Below are 14,559 nucleotides of genomic sequence, written 5' to 3' on the forward strand. Positions count from 1 at the left end.
TGCTCAGAAAGGCCGCTGCCAGAACCGTCGACGATCTCTGGTCCATCATCGCCGATTGCCTGACAGCCTTCACTGCCGAGGAGTGCAGGCACTATTTCGAGGCAGCCGGATATGACCCGGAATAAGTCGAAGATGCTCTAGCGCTCGTGGACAAAGGTTGACTGCGGGATCGGGTTTTGGTTCAAGGCTTCCATTTGGAGGGAGCCTTGGGCAAAGGGATTGGTTTGGCGGACGAGGAATGGGCGCTGATCGGCCCGCTTTTGCCTGCTGAACGAGGGCGCGGATGCCGCCCGGCGCAGGACAACCGGCGTTATTTTGAAGGTATGATGTGGATGGCGCGCACGGGAGCGCAATGGCGACACCTGCCTGATGACTATGGCAAGTGGAACAGCGTCTTCCGGCGTTACCGACGATGGGTCGAGACTGGTGTATTCGAGGCGATGCTCGAAACGCTGGCGGAGATGGTCGATCGGGATCGAAGCGCTGACATGATCGACAGCACTATTGTCCGGGCACATCATTGTGCGGTCGGCATAAAAAGGGGACTCAGGAGGCCGAGGCGCTTGGCCGATCGCGCGGCGGCTTCACCACCAAGCTCCATGCCCGCTGTGATGCGAAGGGACGGCCGCTCGGTTTCGTCCTGACGCCCGGACAAACGCACGACATCCAGGGCTTCGCACCCTTGTTCCGGATGATTTCCGACCGGATCGAGGCGTTCCTGGCCGATAAGGGCTATGATGCTGATGCCATTCGAGAGGAGATTGCCAGCGCCAAGATCGAGGCTGTCATCCCCTCAAAAAGCAACAGGCGAGAGCCGATCCCGCACGACAAAGCCAAATACAAATGGCGCAACCAGATCGAGCGGCTCTTCAACAAGCTCAAAAACTGGCGGCGCATCGCCACCCGATACGACAAGACCAAGGAATCCTATCTCGGCTTTGTCGCCATCGCCGCAGTCAAATTATGGATACCCTTTGTCCACGAGCGCTAATTATATTTTGGATTATATTTGAAATAATAGCATTTAGTAATAGTGTATATTTTAAATCTTCGGATCTGTCGCTAGGGATGTGTCGTTTTGGGTTTTTGCTTGTGAATTTTGTCTTGGCCAGTATAAAACCAAAAGATGTACCCCAGAGGAAACAAAAAGGGAACATTGGTTGTCATGGAGGCGGCTGCAAATAGCAGCCATAATGGTTTTCTGAATCCATCACGTGCGGCACAATAAATTATTATAAATATATATGATATAGACCCTAAAATTCCTACCTCTATCCATAGCTGAATAAAAGCATTATCGGCATAGTTTTCATAAAAATTTTCATTTTTTGTAATAAAAATAAATCCATCAATTGAATTAAAGAAGTTCGAATATTGATCGAGTCTTATATATAGGCTTTCTAGAGGTATGATTCCTATATAAAACGCCAAACATATTGCAGAAAAAGAAAAAATAATTCCATAAGCAGCTTGCAATAAAGTAATCCTAACTCTTCGTATTAAAAATAATACAAAAAATATTATAAATGCTGTCTTTGATCCGCTGATGATAATGAGAGATATGCCTATAATTAGTGAAAAAAATCTTTTATATTTTTGAAGGCTTTCTGTAAAGTAGTACAATATCACCGTAGTGATCCCGAGATTGTTCGGATTTACAAAAACAGAAACCGCTCTATAGCCATTTGGATGGAAGCGCGGAAAGCCCCCTAAAACAGCGTATTCGTAGATGGCGCCTAGCGCAGCAATCCAGAGTGCTGCATAGGCAATTTTCGGAGTTTCTTTATGTATCCACTGTGGTGCGAGTGCAGAAAAGGCTGGCATAACATAAAGAGCATAGCGCATCTTATCTATCATTCCTAAGATAAGAGTTATAGAGCAAACTAAAATCCATAATGAAAACAATAGTAAATTTTTATTAATTTTTTGATTTATAATGATATAAAAAGAAGATAAGATTATTAATGGAAAATATATTGAATATTTTAAAAGAACTCCCCATCCTTCTTCATTGTAGTGTTGTTCTGGGTATGCAAGAAATATTGCTCCTGATACCAGCATAAGAAGGATCAATATTTTAATTAAATTTCGCATTGAGGTGCCATTGTAAAATCAGGGTGGGGCATGTTGAAAACAAAATGCTCAATCCATTAGCTACTGCGCAGCAGTGTGCATCGCAACTTTGTTTTGAATTTGAACCGCCTGTTCAGAAGGCAGCCCTCTCCTTTCATTAGAAAACGGACGCTGCAAGCGCCCGATAGCAGTCTGTTATCCACACCCATCATGATCCGCTCATACTCGGACCGAACACTCAGCCCGAGGATAGCCAGATGGAAAATACCACGAATCTCGACCTACCCTACATCATGCCCAGTCAGGCGCAGAAGCATGTCACGCACAATGAGGCGCTGGAGTTGCTTGATGCGCTCGTTCAATGCGCGGTGGCGGGACGTACCCTAGCTTCTGCTCCGCCCGAACCGCAGGAGGGCGCGCGCTGGATCGTCCCGCCCGGCGCTGACGGCGAGTGGGCAGAACGGGACGGCGCGATCGCCGTGTGGCGTGATGGCGGCTGGCGCTTCCTTGTGCCGAAGGAAGGCTGGATTGCATGGGTGCTGGATGAGCATGCGCTGGTTAGCTGGACCGGGGCGGCGTGGCAGAAAGTGACAGCCGAGCTTCCGCCGCTGCAGAATCTCGCCCTGCTTGGCGTCGGCACCGAGGCAGATGCCGCCAATCCCTTTTCCGCCCGGCTCAACAAGGTGCTGTGGACGGCGCGGCCGGCGGGCGACGGCGGCGATGGCGACCTGCGCTATACCATGAACAAGGAAGGTGCGGCCAATGTGCTGTCGCTGCTGATGCAGTCGAACTGGTCCGGCCGGGCAGAGATCGGGCTGGTCGGCGGAGATGACCTGACGATCAAGGTAAGCACCGATGGGGCTGCCTGGAAGGAGGCGCTCAGGATCGACCGTCAGAGCGGTAGAGTTACCCTGCCATACACCAATACGCTCAGGGATGCGGTCTTCAATCTTCTGCCAGACAGCGGCCGTTTCGCGGGCAACAGCGCCAAGGATCTCGCCATAGGCGCTTTCTCCTTTCCGTCCTATCTTACGATTTCAAATGGCACGACGGCGGCCGACGGCGGAAAGTTCATCCACAACAATACCGACTACGGCGGCACGGCAGGCGCGCTGCCGGCGGCAGTCAAAGACCTTGTCGATACTATCCGCGACTCCGGCCGCCGTCGTTATGGTCCGGAGTTCTACGTTGCACAGATGACTATGGGGTCGGGGACTACGACTGCGAGCACCCCGATCGACGGAAACATCTATTACATAAGCACCTATTTCGGACAGAAGCCGCGTCTGCCTTCGCAGACGTTCCATATGTATGTCCGCGCGCTCGATGCACCTGTGGCGTGGATCAGGGAAGGTGCCGGCCAGACGTTCGTTCGCAATGGCAGCAGGAGCCAGGCGCACCAGGTCATCGCGCCGGAGGACGGATGGGTCTCCATGACCTTGCAGGACGAAGAGTTGCCCTACTCCAGCTACGGTTACATTCCGCGCCCTTTGATGCTCTACGCGCGCGGGGCGGGGCATCGCTATCTGCTGGCCTGCCCGGCGCTTATCCCCGGCATTACCGAGGTGGACGACAATGTCGGCATCGTTGTGGGCATAAACAGCTGGCTGCCCTGACGTCGTTGCGACGATCACCGCCGCGATGGGCCGTTGGTGCGGACTGGAACGCGGCGGCCCGTCGGAAATATTCACGCCTTCCGGCCGTGGGGCGGCCGCAGAGCAGCTTTACCTTTCACGACTCATTCGACTATATCATGACGCACGGGCTGGACGGAAAAGCAGCGCAGCGGAAAGCGACAGAATGAAAAACGAATGCGTTCTCATCACCGGCGGCACAGGTTCGTTCGGCAAGACCATGCTGCAGGACCTGTTGCAGCGGGGCTGCGGCGAGATCCGCGTCTTCAGCCGTGACGAGGAAAAGCAGGACGCGCTGCGCAACAGCCTGCGCAGCGGCAATGTTCGTTTCTATGTCGGCGACATCCGCGACCGGGGCAGCGTTGACAGGGCGATGGCCGGTGTCAGCCGCGTCTTCCACGCTGCAGCACTCAAGCAGGTCCCATCCTGCGAGTTCTTTCCGCTGGAGGCGGTGCGCACCAACATACTGGGCTCAGACAACGTGGTCCATTCCGCGGTGGCTGCCGGCGTGCGCTCGGTCGTCTGCCTGTCCACCGACAAGGCGGTGATGCCGGTCAACGCCATGGGTATCTCCAAGGCTATGATGGAGAAGATTGCGGCCGCGCTCGCCCGCGCCATCGGACCGGATGCGGACACCACCGTGTCGCTCGTGCGCTACGGCAATGTCATGTATTCGCGCGGCTCGGTGATCCCGCTTTTTATCCGGCAGATCAAGGCTGGACAGCCCGTTACCGTGACCGAGCCGGCCATGACGCGCTTCCTCATGCCGTTGCGCGATTCAGTCGCGCTGGTGCATCATGCCTTCACCCATGCGCGTCAGGGCGATCTTTTCATCCGCAAGGCCTCCGCCGCCACTATAGCAGATCTCGTGCAGGCGCTTGCCGAACTGTTTGGTGTGCCGGATCACCCGGTCGAGCACATCGGCTGGCGCCATGGCGAAAAGCTCTACGAGACGCTGGCAACCGCCCAGGAGCTTGGTCAGAGCGAGGATATGGGCGACTATTATCGCATCCGCATGGATGGCCGCGACCTCAACTATCAGGCCTACTTCACCGAAGGCGAGGACGAGACGGTGCGCCACGAGGACTACCATTCGCACAACACCGAGCGCCTCAATGTAGAGCAGGTAAAAGCCCTGTTGATGACGCTTCCAGAGGTTCAGGCTGAGCTCGCTACATGGAAAAAGAGCGCGTGAGGCGCATTGTCGTCACCGGTGCAGCGGGGCTTCTGGGGTGGCATGCCGCGGCGCGTCTCCATGCGGCCAACTGCACGGCCGCCTTCCGCAATGAGCCCCGTCCTTTCGATGTCGTGGCGCTCGATCATCACGGGTTTGATGACCCAGCCGTCCTGCGCGATGCCGTGACGGGCGCCGATGCGGTGTTGCATTTCGCGGGCGTCAACCGGGCATCCGAGCAGGAGGTCGAAAAGGGCAACGCAGCGATCGCCGAGACGTTGGTGCAGGGCTGCCGGGAGGCCGGTGCAAGCCCCCATATCGTTTACGCCAATTCGACACATGCGGCATCAGACACGCCTTATGGCCGCGGGAAGAAAAGGGCGGGCGAGATACTGGCTGCCTTCTCGTCCCGCTACACCGATCTGGTGCTGCCGCACATCTTCGGCGAATGCGCCAGGCCACGCTACAACAACGTCACCGCCACTTTCATCGAACAGGTGATCTCGGGCGAGACGCCGCAGGTCGATCCGCAGGGCAGGGTGCAACTCCTGCACGCCGGAGCAGCCGCGCAGGCGGCAATCGACGCGGGGCTCGATGGTGCTGCCGGCACGCTGCGCCCCGAGCCGCACCCCATGACGGTCGCCGAACTGCTCGCGCGGATAGAAGCCTACCACGCCTCCTATGGCGCCAATGTTTTTTCCGATCTTGACGATGCGTTTGAGGTCGCTCTCTTCAACAGCTACCGCGCAGCGCTCTATCCGGATGGCTTTCCCCGACCGCTGAAGCTCAACAGCGACGCGCGCGGAACACTTTTCGAAGCGGTGAAGGGCGGTGGCGGCGGGCAGACCTTCCTGAGCTGGACCGAGCCCGGCGCGACACGCGGCAACCACTTCCATCTTTCCAAGATCGAGCGATTTCTGGTGCTGGAAGGCGAAGCCATCATACGCATCCGCCGGGTGCTGGACGACACGGTCTGGGAATACCGTGTGAGCGGCGATACTCCGGCGGTTGTGGACATGCCGACCCTTCACACGCACAGCATAGAGAATGTCGGCAGCAGACCGATGCTCACTCTCTTCTGGACGAACGAGGTCTTCGACCCTGCTTCGCCGGATACTTATGCCGACCCTGTTCTGAGGTAAGATGATGCTCAAGGTGATGACCATACTCGGGACGCGCCCCGAGATCATCCGTCTGTCGCGCGTGATGGCGCGGCTCGACCAGCACTGCGATCACCGGATAGTTCATACCGGACAGAACTACGATTTCGAGCTGAACGAAGTCTTCTTCGAGGATCTTGGCGTGCGCCGTCCCGATCATTTCCTTGGGACGGGCGGCGGAACGCTCGGCGAGACGCTGGGCAAGATCCTCACTGAAAGCGAACGGGTGATCAAGGCGGAACGACCTGATGCCGTGGTCATTCTGGGCGATACCAACTCGGCCATCTCGGCGATCATGGCGCGGCGCCTGAAGGTTCCCGTCTATCATATGGAGGCCGGCAACAGGTCGTTCGACCGCAATGTGCCGGAAGAGACCAACCGCAAGATGGTCGACCACATCTCAGACTTCAATCTCGTTTACACGGAGCATGCGCGTCGCCATCTGCTGTCGGAAGGCATCGCCCATCGCCGCATCTATCTCACCGGCTCTCCCATGCGTGAGGTTCTGGAGCACTATCGCGGCCGCATCGAGGGCTCGGACGTTCTGGAGCGCCTTGACCTGAAGCCGCAGGGCTATTTCATCGTCTCGCTACACCGCGAGGAGAATGTGGATTCCAGCGCGCGTCTTTCTGCTCTGGTCGAAACGCTTGGCGCGCTGGCCGGGCGATATGACATGCCGGTGATCGTCTCCACCCATCCGCGCACGCGCAAGCGGCTCGATGCACTGGGAGCGGCAGCACTTGATCCGCGTGTGCAGTTTATGAAACCTTTCGGGTTTCATGACTACAATCGCCTCCAGATGAGCGCCTTTTGCGCCATATCCGACAGTGGCACGATCGCGGAGGAAGCCTCCATCCTTGGCTTTCCCGCCATCACGCCGCGCGATGCGATCGAGCGCCCGGAAGCACTGGATGTGGGCTGTATCGTGATGACGGGACTGGACCGCGACACCATCCTGAGCGGCGTCGACGCGGTGACGCGGTTGTTTGCCGAGCGAAATGCGGCCGGCCGGCCGCACCCGGTTCCGGCCGACTACTGCATCGACAATACCTCCGAACGTGTGGTGAACCTGATCCTCGGCACCGCGAAGCTTTCCAATGCGTGGGACGGCATTCGCGTGAACGATCTGAGCTGACAACGATCTGAACTGACAGGAGCCCCCGGCATGTACGCTGATTACGGCAAGCGCCTGATGGACATCGCACTGGCGCTCGTGCTCGCATTGCCGGCGCTTGTGCTTTGCCTCGTCTGTATCGTCCTCATCAGGCGCGAGGATGCCGCTCCGGCCGTTTTCAGGCAGGTTCGGGTCGGCTACCACCGTCGGCCGTTTACCCTCTACAAGCTGCGCACCATGTCGACGGGCACCGGCGACCGGGCAAGCCACGAAATCTCGACGGCGCAGATCACGCGTATCGGGCGCCTTCTGCGCCGGACAAAGCTCGACGAACTGCCCCAACTGGTCAATGTGCTGAGGGGCGACATGAGCTTTGTCGGCCCGCGCCCGTGCCTGCCGAGCCAGGACGTTCTGGTGGCCGAACGGGACAAGCGGGGCGTCTATGAAGTGCGTCCGGGTATCACCGGTCCCGCCCAGCTTGCCGGCATCGACATGTCGACGCCCGTCGAACTGGCGGAAGCGGATGCCCGCTATGCGGCGCAAATCCGTTTCATGGACGATCTGCGCTACATCGTGCGCACTGCCACGGGCGGCGGCAGTGGCGATGCCGTCAGGAGCGCCTGACCTCGTCACGCAGGAAGCCCAGACTCTCCGGCATCCGCTCGACGGGCCGCCATCCGAAAGCCGTTTCAAGCTCCCCGACCGGCGCTACATCGAGGCGGTCAATGGCTCCCGATACGAGTTCCTTTTTCCCGGTTAGGCCGGCGGCGATTCGCAGCACGGCGACAGGCACGGGTACAAGCCTTGCAGAAATATCCATCTGTGCTGCCATGGCGCGTATGAGATCGCGTGTGGCGATGGCAGCGCCGTCCGAGGGTTCGAAGATCCTGCCTGCTGCGCCCTTCCACCTGTTGTCGCCGCCATTCACCATGGCTAGCACAAGCGAGGCGAGATTGCGCCGGGAGAGATAGGCCCTTGGGGCAGAAGCCGCGCCAAGCGGCAACGGCACTCCCTTGCGCACCAGTTTCGCAAGCGTGGCAAGTCCGCCCCGGCCTTCGGGCCCATAAACCGGCGGCAGGCGCAGGACGACGGTGCGGATATCGGTCGCGGACAGGAATTGTCGCTCGTTGGCACGTTTCACCATTCCATAGGATGATGTGCTGCTATCCGTGTCGTTGCGCGCATAGACACTGCTCGCCACAATCACGCCCGCAATCCGGTTGCTGCGGATCGCGGCAATCAACGCGTCACAGTTGCGAACAGCCTGTTCGACGCTGCGGGCGTCGCCCCGGGCTGGATTGTCGGCAAGATGCAGCACATACCGCGCACCTGCCAGCGCCTCTTTCAGTGCAGCAGCATCGTCATAGGCGGGTACGGAAACCCACTGTGTAGTTTCTTCCGCCCACGAGGGGCGGGCTGAGCGGGAAAGCGCGCGACAGGACAGGCCGGCTTCGGCACAGCTTTCGAGCATGCCGCGTGAGATGAAACCGGTGCCGCCCGTGATCGCCAGATTTGCATCGCTATTTGTGCTCATATGTGTCTTTTCTCTCAGCTGATCTTCGAAAAGCCGTTCTGATTCCCGACAATGCATATCGCACTTATATCCCAGTATTTTTATCCGGAGCAGTTTACGAACAACACGATTGCGCGGGAACTTGTTCGCCGTGGCCATGATGTTCATGCTTTTCCCTGCGTTCCGAACTATCCGGCGGGGCGCTTCTTCGGTGGGTATTCGAACACGGAGCGCAGGACGGAAGAGTGGGAAGGCGTCCGGATCGACCGCGCCTATACCGTACCGCGCGGCAAGGGCGCCTTGTCCCTGATCGCCAACTACCTCACCTATCCCGTCACAGCGAGCTGGACCATGTTCCGCAAGCTCAGGTCGGGCTCCGATGTGTCTTTCGTTTCGATGCCGTCGCCGCTGTTTCAGGCTTTTGCGGGAATTTTCCTACGCTGGCGGACCGGAACCCCTTGCGTCTACTGGGTCCAGGACATCTGGCCGGAAAGTGCGACATATACGCTGGGCCTTCATAACCGCTTCGCGGTCGGCCTGCTGAACGCGGTTTGCGGCTGGCTTTACCGGCGTGCCGATATCGTCATGGTGCAGAGCGCTGCTTTCCACGACATGATCACGAGGTTCGGCGTTCCTCCAGAGCGCATTCGATTCCTTCCGAACACCGCTCCCGATTTTTATCGTCCGTTGAGGCCCGAGGATGCCCCGGAGCATGAGCGGCTGGTGCCGCAGGACGGTTTCCGGCTGATGTTTGCCGGAAACATCGGCGAAAGCCAGGATTTCGATACGCTTGTGGCCGCCGCGGCATTGCTGCGCGAACGTACGGACCTGCATTGGGTCATCGTCGGAAGCGGCCGAGATGAGGAGCGCGTCAGGAGGCTCGTGGCGGAGAACGGGCTGGAGGAGAGAATGCATTTTCTCGGACGCCACCCGGAAGAGGATATGCCGAAGTTTTTCGCCCATGCCGATGCGATGCTGGTCAGCCTGAAGGACATTCCGATATTCGCATTGACCGTGCCCTACAAGACGCAAAGCTATCTGGCGTGCGGAAAGCCGATCGTCGCCTCGCTCAACGGCGAGGGCGCCCGCATCGTCAATGAATCGGGCGCGGGCGTTGCGGTTCCGGCCAGCCAGCCGGAAGCACTGGCCGGCGCGATCGCGGCGCTGATGGATGCCGGACCGGAGCGGCTCGCTTCGCACGCAGCCAATGCCCGCCGCTTTTTCGATGACAATTATGCTGCGGAGAAAGTCTACGACGTTCTGGAAACGACCCTTCAGCAAGCCGCCCTGTCATCCCGCCGGAGGAAAAAACCGGATCTTTGACCCGGACCAGAAGGCGGTTGAAATCAGAAAAGCCAGATGATGGCTGGGGCGCCAGGATTCGAACCTGGGAATGTCGGTACCAAAAACCGATGCCTTACCACTTGGCGACGCCCCAACTGAAACGTCCTTGACCGGACAGAGCGGCCTTATAGGCAGTGACGATCAAAAGCACAATCCGTCATATTGCGATTAGATCATTTCTGCTTTTCTCCAATTCGCAGAAACGCTCAGCCCCTTTCGTTCTGACACAATTCCAGCCCCGAGGACGCTTTCCATTTCTGCCGGAGCTGCATCGGAGCGCTCCTGTCGATAGCGGAACAGGTTTTTCAAAAGGGCATGTGCGGCCGCGTAAAGCCGGGCTCTGCCCTGCAGACCGCAATCAGCGCAATCCCTCTGGAACGTGCGCTACTCGCTCCAGACCGCCAGTTCATTTCCCGCCGGATCGGTGAAATGAAAACGGCGCCCGCCCGGAAACGAGAAGATCGGCCTCACGACTCGGCCGCCGGCGGAAACGACAGCCTCCAGCGTCTCTTCGAGATTTTCACTGTAAAGCACCGGCAGCGGCTTGGACGATGCCTCGCTTGTGTCGGTGTAAAAACCGCCGTCGAGCCCCTCGCTGAAGGCCGAATAGGCAGGGCCATAGTCAGTGAACGACCACGAGAAGGCGGCGCTGTAGAAGGCTTTCACGCTGTCCAGCGTCCCTCCGGTCGCAGGCATTTCCAGATAGTCGAGCTTGCCTGTCTTTTTCATTGCCGCCTCCATGTTCACTTTATGTTCTAATCCTCTTTGGATTTTGAGGCAAGAGGCGGTTTCGGCTCAGCGGCCTTCCTTGCGGGGAAAGGCCGGTATTGCCGCCTTGTTCTGCGAGGGCGGGTTGCGTGTCTTTAATCGATATAGATGGCCGCTATCCCAAGCGCGTGCTTGCCTTTCGCTTTTCGGCACCTTATCGCTGCCCGCATCCAGCCCCGGCCGGGGCATTTCGACCACAGCAAGCCGGGGAGCGGGCATGAGCAAGTGGGTGTACACCTTCGGTGACGGGGCTGCCGAAGGGCGAGCCGGCGACAAGAACCTTCTGGGTGGCAAGGGTGCGAATCTTGCCGAGATGTGCAGTCTCGGCCTGCCTGTGCCGCCCGGCTTCACCATCACCACCGAGATGTGCAACTGGTATTATGCCAATGGTCGGCGCTATCCGGATGAATTTGAGGCGCAGCTCGATGCTGCCCTGGATCATATCGGCAAGGTGACGGGCCGCCGGTTCGGCGATCCCTCGAAGCTCCTGCTGGTTTCTGTGCGCTCAGGTGCCCGCGCTTCCATGCCCGGCATGATGGATACGGTGCTCAATCTGGGCCTGAACGACGAGACGGTGGAGGCGCTGGCTTCCGATTCGGGCGATGCGCGTTTTGCCTATGACAGCTACCGCCGGTTCATCCAGATGTACTCCAACGTCGTGCTCGGGCTCGATCACGAAGTGTTCGAGGAAATTCTGGAAGACGCCAAGGCCAGCCTCGGCCATGATCTCGACACCGATCTGAGCGCTGCGGAATGGCAGGACGTCATTGCGCTCTATAAGGCGAAGGTTGAGGAAGAGCTGGAAAAGCCTTTCCCGCAGGATCCGCGCGAGCAGCTGTGGGGGGCGATCGGTGCCGTATTTTCAAGCTGGATGAACCAGCGGGCCATCACCTATCGTCGCCTCCACGACATTCCCGAAAGCTGGGGCACCGCAGTCAACGTGCAGGCGATGGTGTTCGGCAATATGGGCGACAGCTCGGCCACGGGCGTCGCCTTCACCCGCAACCCTTCCACCGGCGAGAACATGCTTTACGGCGAATTCCTCGTCAATGCACAGGGCGAAGATGTGGTGGCGGGTATTCGCACGCCGCAGAACATCACGGAAGCAGCGCGCATTGCTGCCGGTTCCGACCGGCCTTCGATGGAAAAGCTGATGCCGGATGCGTTCCGCCATTTCGTCGAGATATCGCAGCGGCTCGAAAACCACTACCGCGACATGCAGGATCTCGAATTCACCATCGAGCGCGGTAAGCTGTGGATGCTGCAGACCCGCTCGGGAAAGCGCACGGCGAAGGCTGCGCTGAAGATCGCAGTCGAGATGGCCGGCGAGGGCCTGATCACGAAGCATGAGGCGGTCTGCCGCATCGACCCGGCCTCGCTCGACCAGCTCCTGCACCCCACCATCGATCCGAAGGCCGCGCGTGACGTCATCGGTGTAGGCCTGCCTGCTTCGCCGGGTGCGGCCACAGGCGAGATCGTCTTCAATTCCGATGAGGCGGAGGAAATGAAGTCGGCCGGCCGCAAGGTCATCCTCGTTCGTGTGGAGACGAGCCCGGAGGACATTCACGGCATGCATGCCGCGCAAGGCATTCTGACCACGCGGGGCGGCATGACCAGCCATGCGGCGGTGGTGGCGCGCGGCATGGGCAAGCCCTGCGTTTCCGGTGTCGGTTCGCTGCGGGTCGACCACAAGAGCGGTACGCTGACGGCGCTCGGCCAGACCTTCCGCAAGGGTGACATCATCACGATCGACGGCGGCTCGGGCCAGGTTCTGAAGGGAGCTGTGCCTATGCTCCAGCCGGAACTGTCCGGTGATTTCGCGGCCATCATGGAATGGGCGGATGCCGCACGCCGCATGAAGGTGCGCACCAATGCAGAGACCCCGGCGGATGCGCGCATGGCGCGCTCCTTCGGCGCCGAGGGCATTGGTTTGTGCCGCACCGAGCACATGTTCTTCGATGGCGATCGTATCACCTCCGTGCGCGAGATGATTCTCGCCGATACGGAGAAGGACAGGCGAACGGCGCTGGCCAAGCTTCTGCCCATGCAACGCTCCGATTTTCTCGAACTGTTCGAGATCATGGCCGGCCTGCCTGTGACGATCCGTCTGCTCGACCCGCCGCTGCACGAATTCCTGCCGAAGACGGACGAGGAAATTGATGAGGTGGCGAAGGGCATGGGCGTATCCGCGGACAAGCTGCGCCAGCGCACCGAGTCGCTGCACGAGTTCAACCCGATGCTCGGCCATCGCGGTTGCCGCCTTGCCGTAACCTATCCCGAGATCGCCGAAATGCAGGCCCGCGCCATTTTCGAAGCCGCCGTTGAGGCAGGGCGCAAGGCCGGCAAGCTGGTGGTCCCGGAAATCATGGTGCCGTTGGTCGGCCTCAAGAAGGAACTCGATTACGTCAAGGCGCGTATCGATTCGGTGGCAAAGAGCGTGATGGAGGAAACCGGTGTTGCCATCGAGTATCTCACCGGAACGATGATCGAATTGCCCCGCGCCGCGATCCGCGCCAACTACATTGCCGAAACCGCCGAGTTCTTCTCCTTCGGTACGAACGACCTCACCCAGACGACATTCGGCATTTCCCGCGACGATGCGGCGAGCTTCCTCGAAGTCTATCGCCAGAAGGGGATCATCGAGCAGGACCCGTTCGTGTCGCTGGATATCGAGGGCGTGGGCGAGCTGGTGCGTCTGGGAGCCGAGAAGGGCAGGGCCACACGACCCGGCATCAAGCTCGGCATCTGTGGCGAGCATGGCGGCGACCCGGCCTCCATCGGTTTCTGCGAGGAAGTGGGGCTCGACTATGTGTCGTGCTCTCCGTTCCGCGTGCCGATCGCAAGGCTGGCCGCAGCGCAGTCCGCCATCCGGAAAGCTGGCTGAGGCGCAGATGCTTGCGCCGCCCGGCTGTGTGTCGTGTGAACATGCGGCCGGCTTCAGGCGGTGCATTCAACTTTGACGCAGAATGTTCTAAGCCATGCCATTGTGTGATCCGGATGGCGGGCGATGACGGCGTTTCCTGAACGACAGACGACGATGGCAGCGGGCTGGTCGCGGCGCACAGCGGCGTTCTCGGCGGTCCTGCTCATTACAGTGTGGACCGGTCATCACTTTGGTCTTGTCGAAACGCCTGCCTATCTGTGGGTTCTGGCGCTGGTGGCGTTGCTGGCAGCATTCGCCTTGCTGTTTGCAGGCTGGGCCTTTGCCCGGCTCTGGAATTTCGGTGATCAGGGCGGGCGCGACCTCACGGCAGGGGCACTGATTGCGCTGTTGGTTCTGGCGCCCTATGCGGTTGCATCCTGGTGGGCGCTGACCTTCCCGCCGCTGAGCGATATTTCAACAGACCTTGAAACGGCACCTGCTCTTGCCGACGGGCGCATCTTTGCGGCTACGCCGGGCGAATGGCGCCTGCAGACGCAAGCCTATCCGCTGGTCAATGGCCGCCGCTACGACCTGCCTTTTTCCGAGGCCGTTGTCATGGTCCAGAAGGTGTTGCGAAGGCAGGGATGGAAAAATTCCACCATGCCAGTGCTCGAAAACGGGGATGCGCGGGAATTGCTGATTACCGCCGCTGCCTCCAGCTTCGCTCTGGAGTTGCCGGTCGATGTGGCTATCCGCGTTGCGGGCAATGAGGAAATCAGCGTCATCGACATGCGTTCGGCATCCCGTTACGGACGCCATGACCTCGGGGACAATGCCGATCGCATCGTTCGCTTCCTGAAGGAACTCGATCAGGAAGTGACAGGCCAGACCGGGATTGAACAGGGGCAGTAAGAAG

The 14,559-nt window shown here is 59.1% G+C and carries 11 protein-coding genes, 1 tRNA gene and 1 pseudogene; 9 read left to right on the forward strand and 4 right to left on the reverse strand.

The genetic code is table 11. The features are described 5' to 3' along the window. Positions 1-260 precede the first annotated feature (260 nt). Positions 261-991 (forward strand): annotated as a pseudogene (locus tag AC5XE7_RS15880) (IS5 family transposase). A gap of 71 nt (positions 992-1,062) precedes the next feature. On the opposite strand, the gene AC5XE7_RS15885 reads toward AC5XE7_RS15880, so the two are convergent. Then, positions 1,063-2,061 carry a hypothetical protein gene (locus tag AC5XE7_RS15885; protein WP_495366771.1) on the reverse strand — a complete coding sequence of 333 codons (999 nt, stop codon included), beginning with the start codon at positions 2,059-2,061 and terminating at the stop codon, positions 1,063-1,065. Positions 2,062-2,330: 269 nt separating this feature from the next. Here AC5XE7_RS15885 and AC5XE7_RS15890 point away from each other — a divergent pair, with 269 nt between their 5' ends. The 5 genes from AC5XE7_RS15890 to AC5XE7_RS15910 all read left to right on the forward strand — a co-directional run bounded on the left by AC5XE7_RS15890 (position 2,331) and on the right by AC5XE7_RS15910 (position 7,779). Further along, on the forward strand, positions 2,331-3,689 hold the full coding sequence (locus AC5XE7_RS15890; protein ID WP_495366772.1) for a DUF2793 domain-containing protein: 1,359 nt from the start codon (positions 2,331-2,333) through the stop codon (positions 3,687-3,689). Between the two features lie 184 nt (positions 3,690-3,873). Beyond that, the gene (locus tag AC5XE7_RS15895) at positions 3,874-4,902 is read left to right on the forward strand and encodes a polysaccharide biosynthesis protein (RefSeq protein WP_239800893.1); all 1,029 of its coding nucleotides are present in this window, start codon (positions 3,874-3,876) and stop codon (positions 4,900-4,902) included. Further along, positions 4,884-6,023 (forward strand): polysaccharide biosynthesis C-terminal domain-containing protein, encoded by a 1,140-nt coding sequence (locus AC5XE7_RS15900; protein WP_495366773.1) that lies wholly within the window; start codon positions 4,884-4,886, stop codon positions 6,021-6,023. Before AC5XE7_RS15895 ends, AC5XE7_RS15900 begins: the two co-directional genes overlap by 19 nt. Before the next feature lie 4 nt (positions 6,024-6,027). After that, on the forward strand, positions 6,028-7,176 hold the full coding sequence (wecB, locus tag AC5XE7_RS15905; protein ID WP_495366867.1) for a non-hydrolyzing UDP-N-acetylglucosamine 2-epimerase: 1,149 nt from the start codon (positions 6,028-6,030) through the stop codon (positions 7,174-7,176). Positions 7,177-7,206: 30 nt separating this feature from the next. After that, a complete protein-coding gene (locus AC5XE7_RS15910) occupies positions 7,207-7,779 on the forward strand; it encodes a sugar transferase (RefSeq protein WP_495366774.1) in 573 nt (190 codons plus the stop codon). Here AC5XE7_RS15910 and AC5XE7_RS15915 read toward each other — a convergent pair. Then, a complete protein-coding gene (locus tag AC5XE7_RS15915) occupies positions 7,766-8,689 on the reverse strand; it encodes an NAD-dependent epimerase/dehydratase family protein (protein WP_495366775.1) in 924 nt (307 codons plus the stop codon). The genes AC5XE7_RS15910 and AC5XE7_RS15915 overlap by 14 nt on opposite strands. Before the next feature lie 51 nt (positions 8,690-8,740). On the opposite strand from AC5XE7_RS15915, the gene AC5XE7_RS15920 reads away from it, so the two are divergent. Beyond that, positions 8,741-9,991, forward strand: a complete 1,251-nt coding sequence (locus AC5XE7_RS15920; protein WP_495366776.1) for a glycosyltransferase family 4 protein — start codon at positions 8,741-8,743, stop codon at positions 9,989-9,991. 40 nt (positions 9,992-10,031) lie between these two features. Here AC5XE7_RS15920 and AC5XE7_RS15925 read toward each other — a convergent pair. Both AC5XE7_RS15925 and AC5XE7_RS15930 read right to left on the reverse strand, forming a co-directional pair. Further along, positions 10,032-10,106 (reverse strand) — tRNA-Gln (locus AC5XE7_RS15925). A 290-nt stretch (positions 10,107-10,396) separates the two neighbouring features. Beyond that, positions 10,397-10,741 (reverse strand): VOC family protein, encoded by a 345-nt coding sequence (locus tag AC5XE7_RS15930; RefSeq protein ID WP_239800898.1) that lies wholly within the window; start codon positions 10,739-10,741, stop codon positions 10,397-10,399. A gap of 256 nt (positions 10,742-10,997) precedes the next feature. On the opposite strand from AC5XE7_RS15930, the gene ppdK reads away from it, so the two are divergent. Both ppdK and AC5XE7_RS15940 read left to right on the forward strand, forming a co-directional pair. Beyond that, positions 10,998-13,664, forward strand: coding sequence for a pyruvate, phosphate dikinase (ppdK, locus tag AC5XE7_RS15935; RefSeq protein WP_495366777.1), 2,667 nt, complete (start codon positions 10,998-11,000; stop codon positions 13,662-13,664). Between the two features lie 123 nt (positions 13,665-13,787). Continuing rightward, positions 13,788-14,555 (forward strand): DUF1499 domain-containing protein, encoded by a 768-nt coding sequence (locus tag AC5XE7_RS15940; RefSeq protein ID WP_280200003.1) that lies wholly within the window; start codon positions 13,788-13,790, stop codon positions 14,553-14,555. The last annotated feature ends 4 nt before the right edge of the window (positions 14,556-14,559 follow it).

The organism is Aquamicrobium sp. YD-1-mutant5 (genome assembly GCF_059509755.1).

Coding starts and splice junctions, on each gene's coding strand:
- AC5XE7_RS15885 (WP_495366771.1), bottom strand. CDS start 2,061: ATGCTGGTATCAGGAGCAATATTTCTTGCATACCCAGAACAACACTAC.
- AC5XE7_RS15890 (WP_495366772.1), top strand. CDS start 2,331: ATGGAAAATACCACGAATCTCGACCTACCCTACATCATGCCCAGTCAG.
- AC5XE7_RS15895 (WP_239800893.1), top strand. CDS start 3,874: ATGAAAAACGAATGCGTTCTCATCACCGGCGGCACAGGTTCGTTCGGC.
- AC5XE7_RS15900 (WP_495366773.1), top strand. CDS start 4,884: ATGGAAAAAGAGCGCGTGAGGCGCATTGTCGTCACCGGTGCAGCGGGG.
- wecB (WP_495366867.1), top strand. CDS start 6,028: ATGCTCAAGGTGATGACCATACTCGGGACGCGCCCCGAGATCATCCGT.
- AC5XE7_RS15910 (WP_495366774.1), top strand. CDS start 7,207: ATGTACGCTGATTACGGCAAGCGCCTGATGGACATCGCACTGGCGCTC.
- AC5XE7_RS15915 (WP_495366775.1), bottom strand. CDS start 8,689: ATGAGCACAAATAGCGATGCAAATCTGGCGATCACGGGCGGCACCGGT.
- AC5XE7_RS15920 (WP_495366776.1), top strand. CDS start 8,741: ATGCATATCGCACTTATATCCCAGTATTTTTATCCGGAGCAGTTTACG.
- AC5XE7_RS15930 (WP_239800898.1), bottom strand. CDS start 10,741: ATGAAAAAGACAGGCAAGCTCGACTATCTGGAAATGCCTGCGACCGGA.
- ppdK (WP_495366777.1), top strand. CDS start 10,998: ATGAGCAAGTGGGTGTACACCTTCGGTGACGGGGCTGCCGAAGGGCGA.
- AC5XE7_RS15940 (WP_280200003.1), top strand. CDS start 13,788: ATGACGGCGTTTCCTGAACGACAGACGACGATGGCAGCGGGCTGGTCG.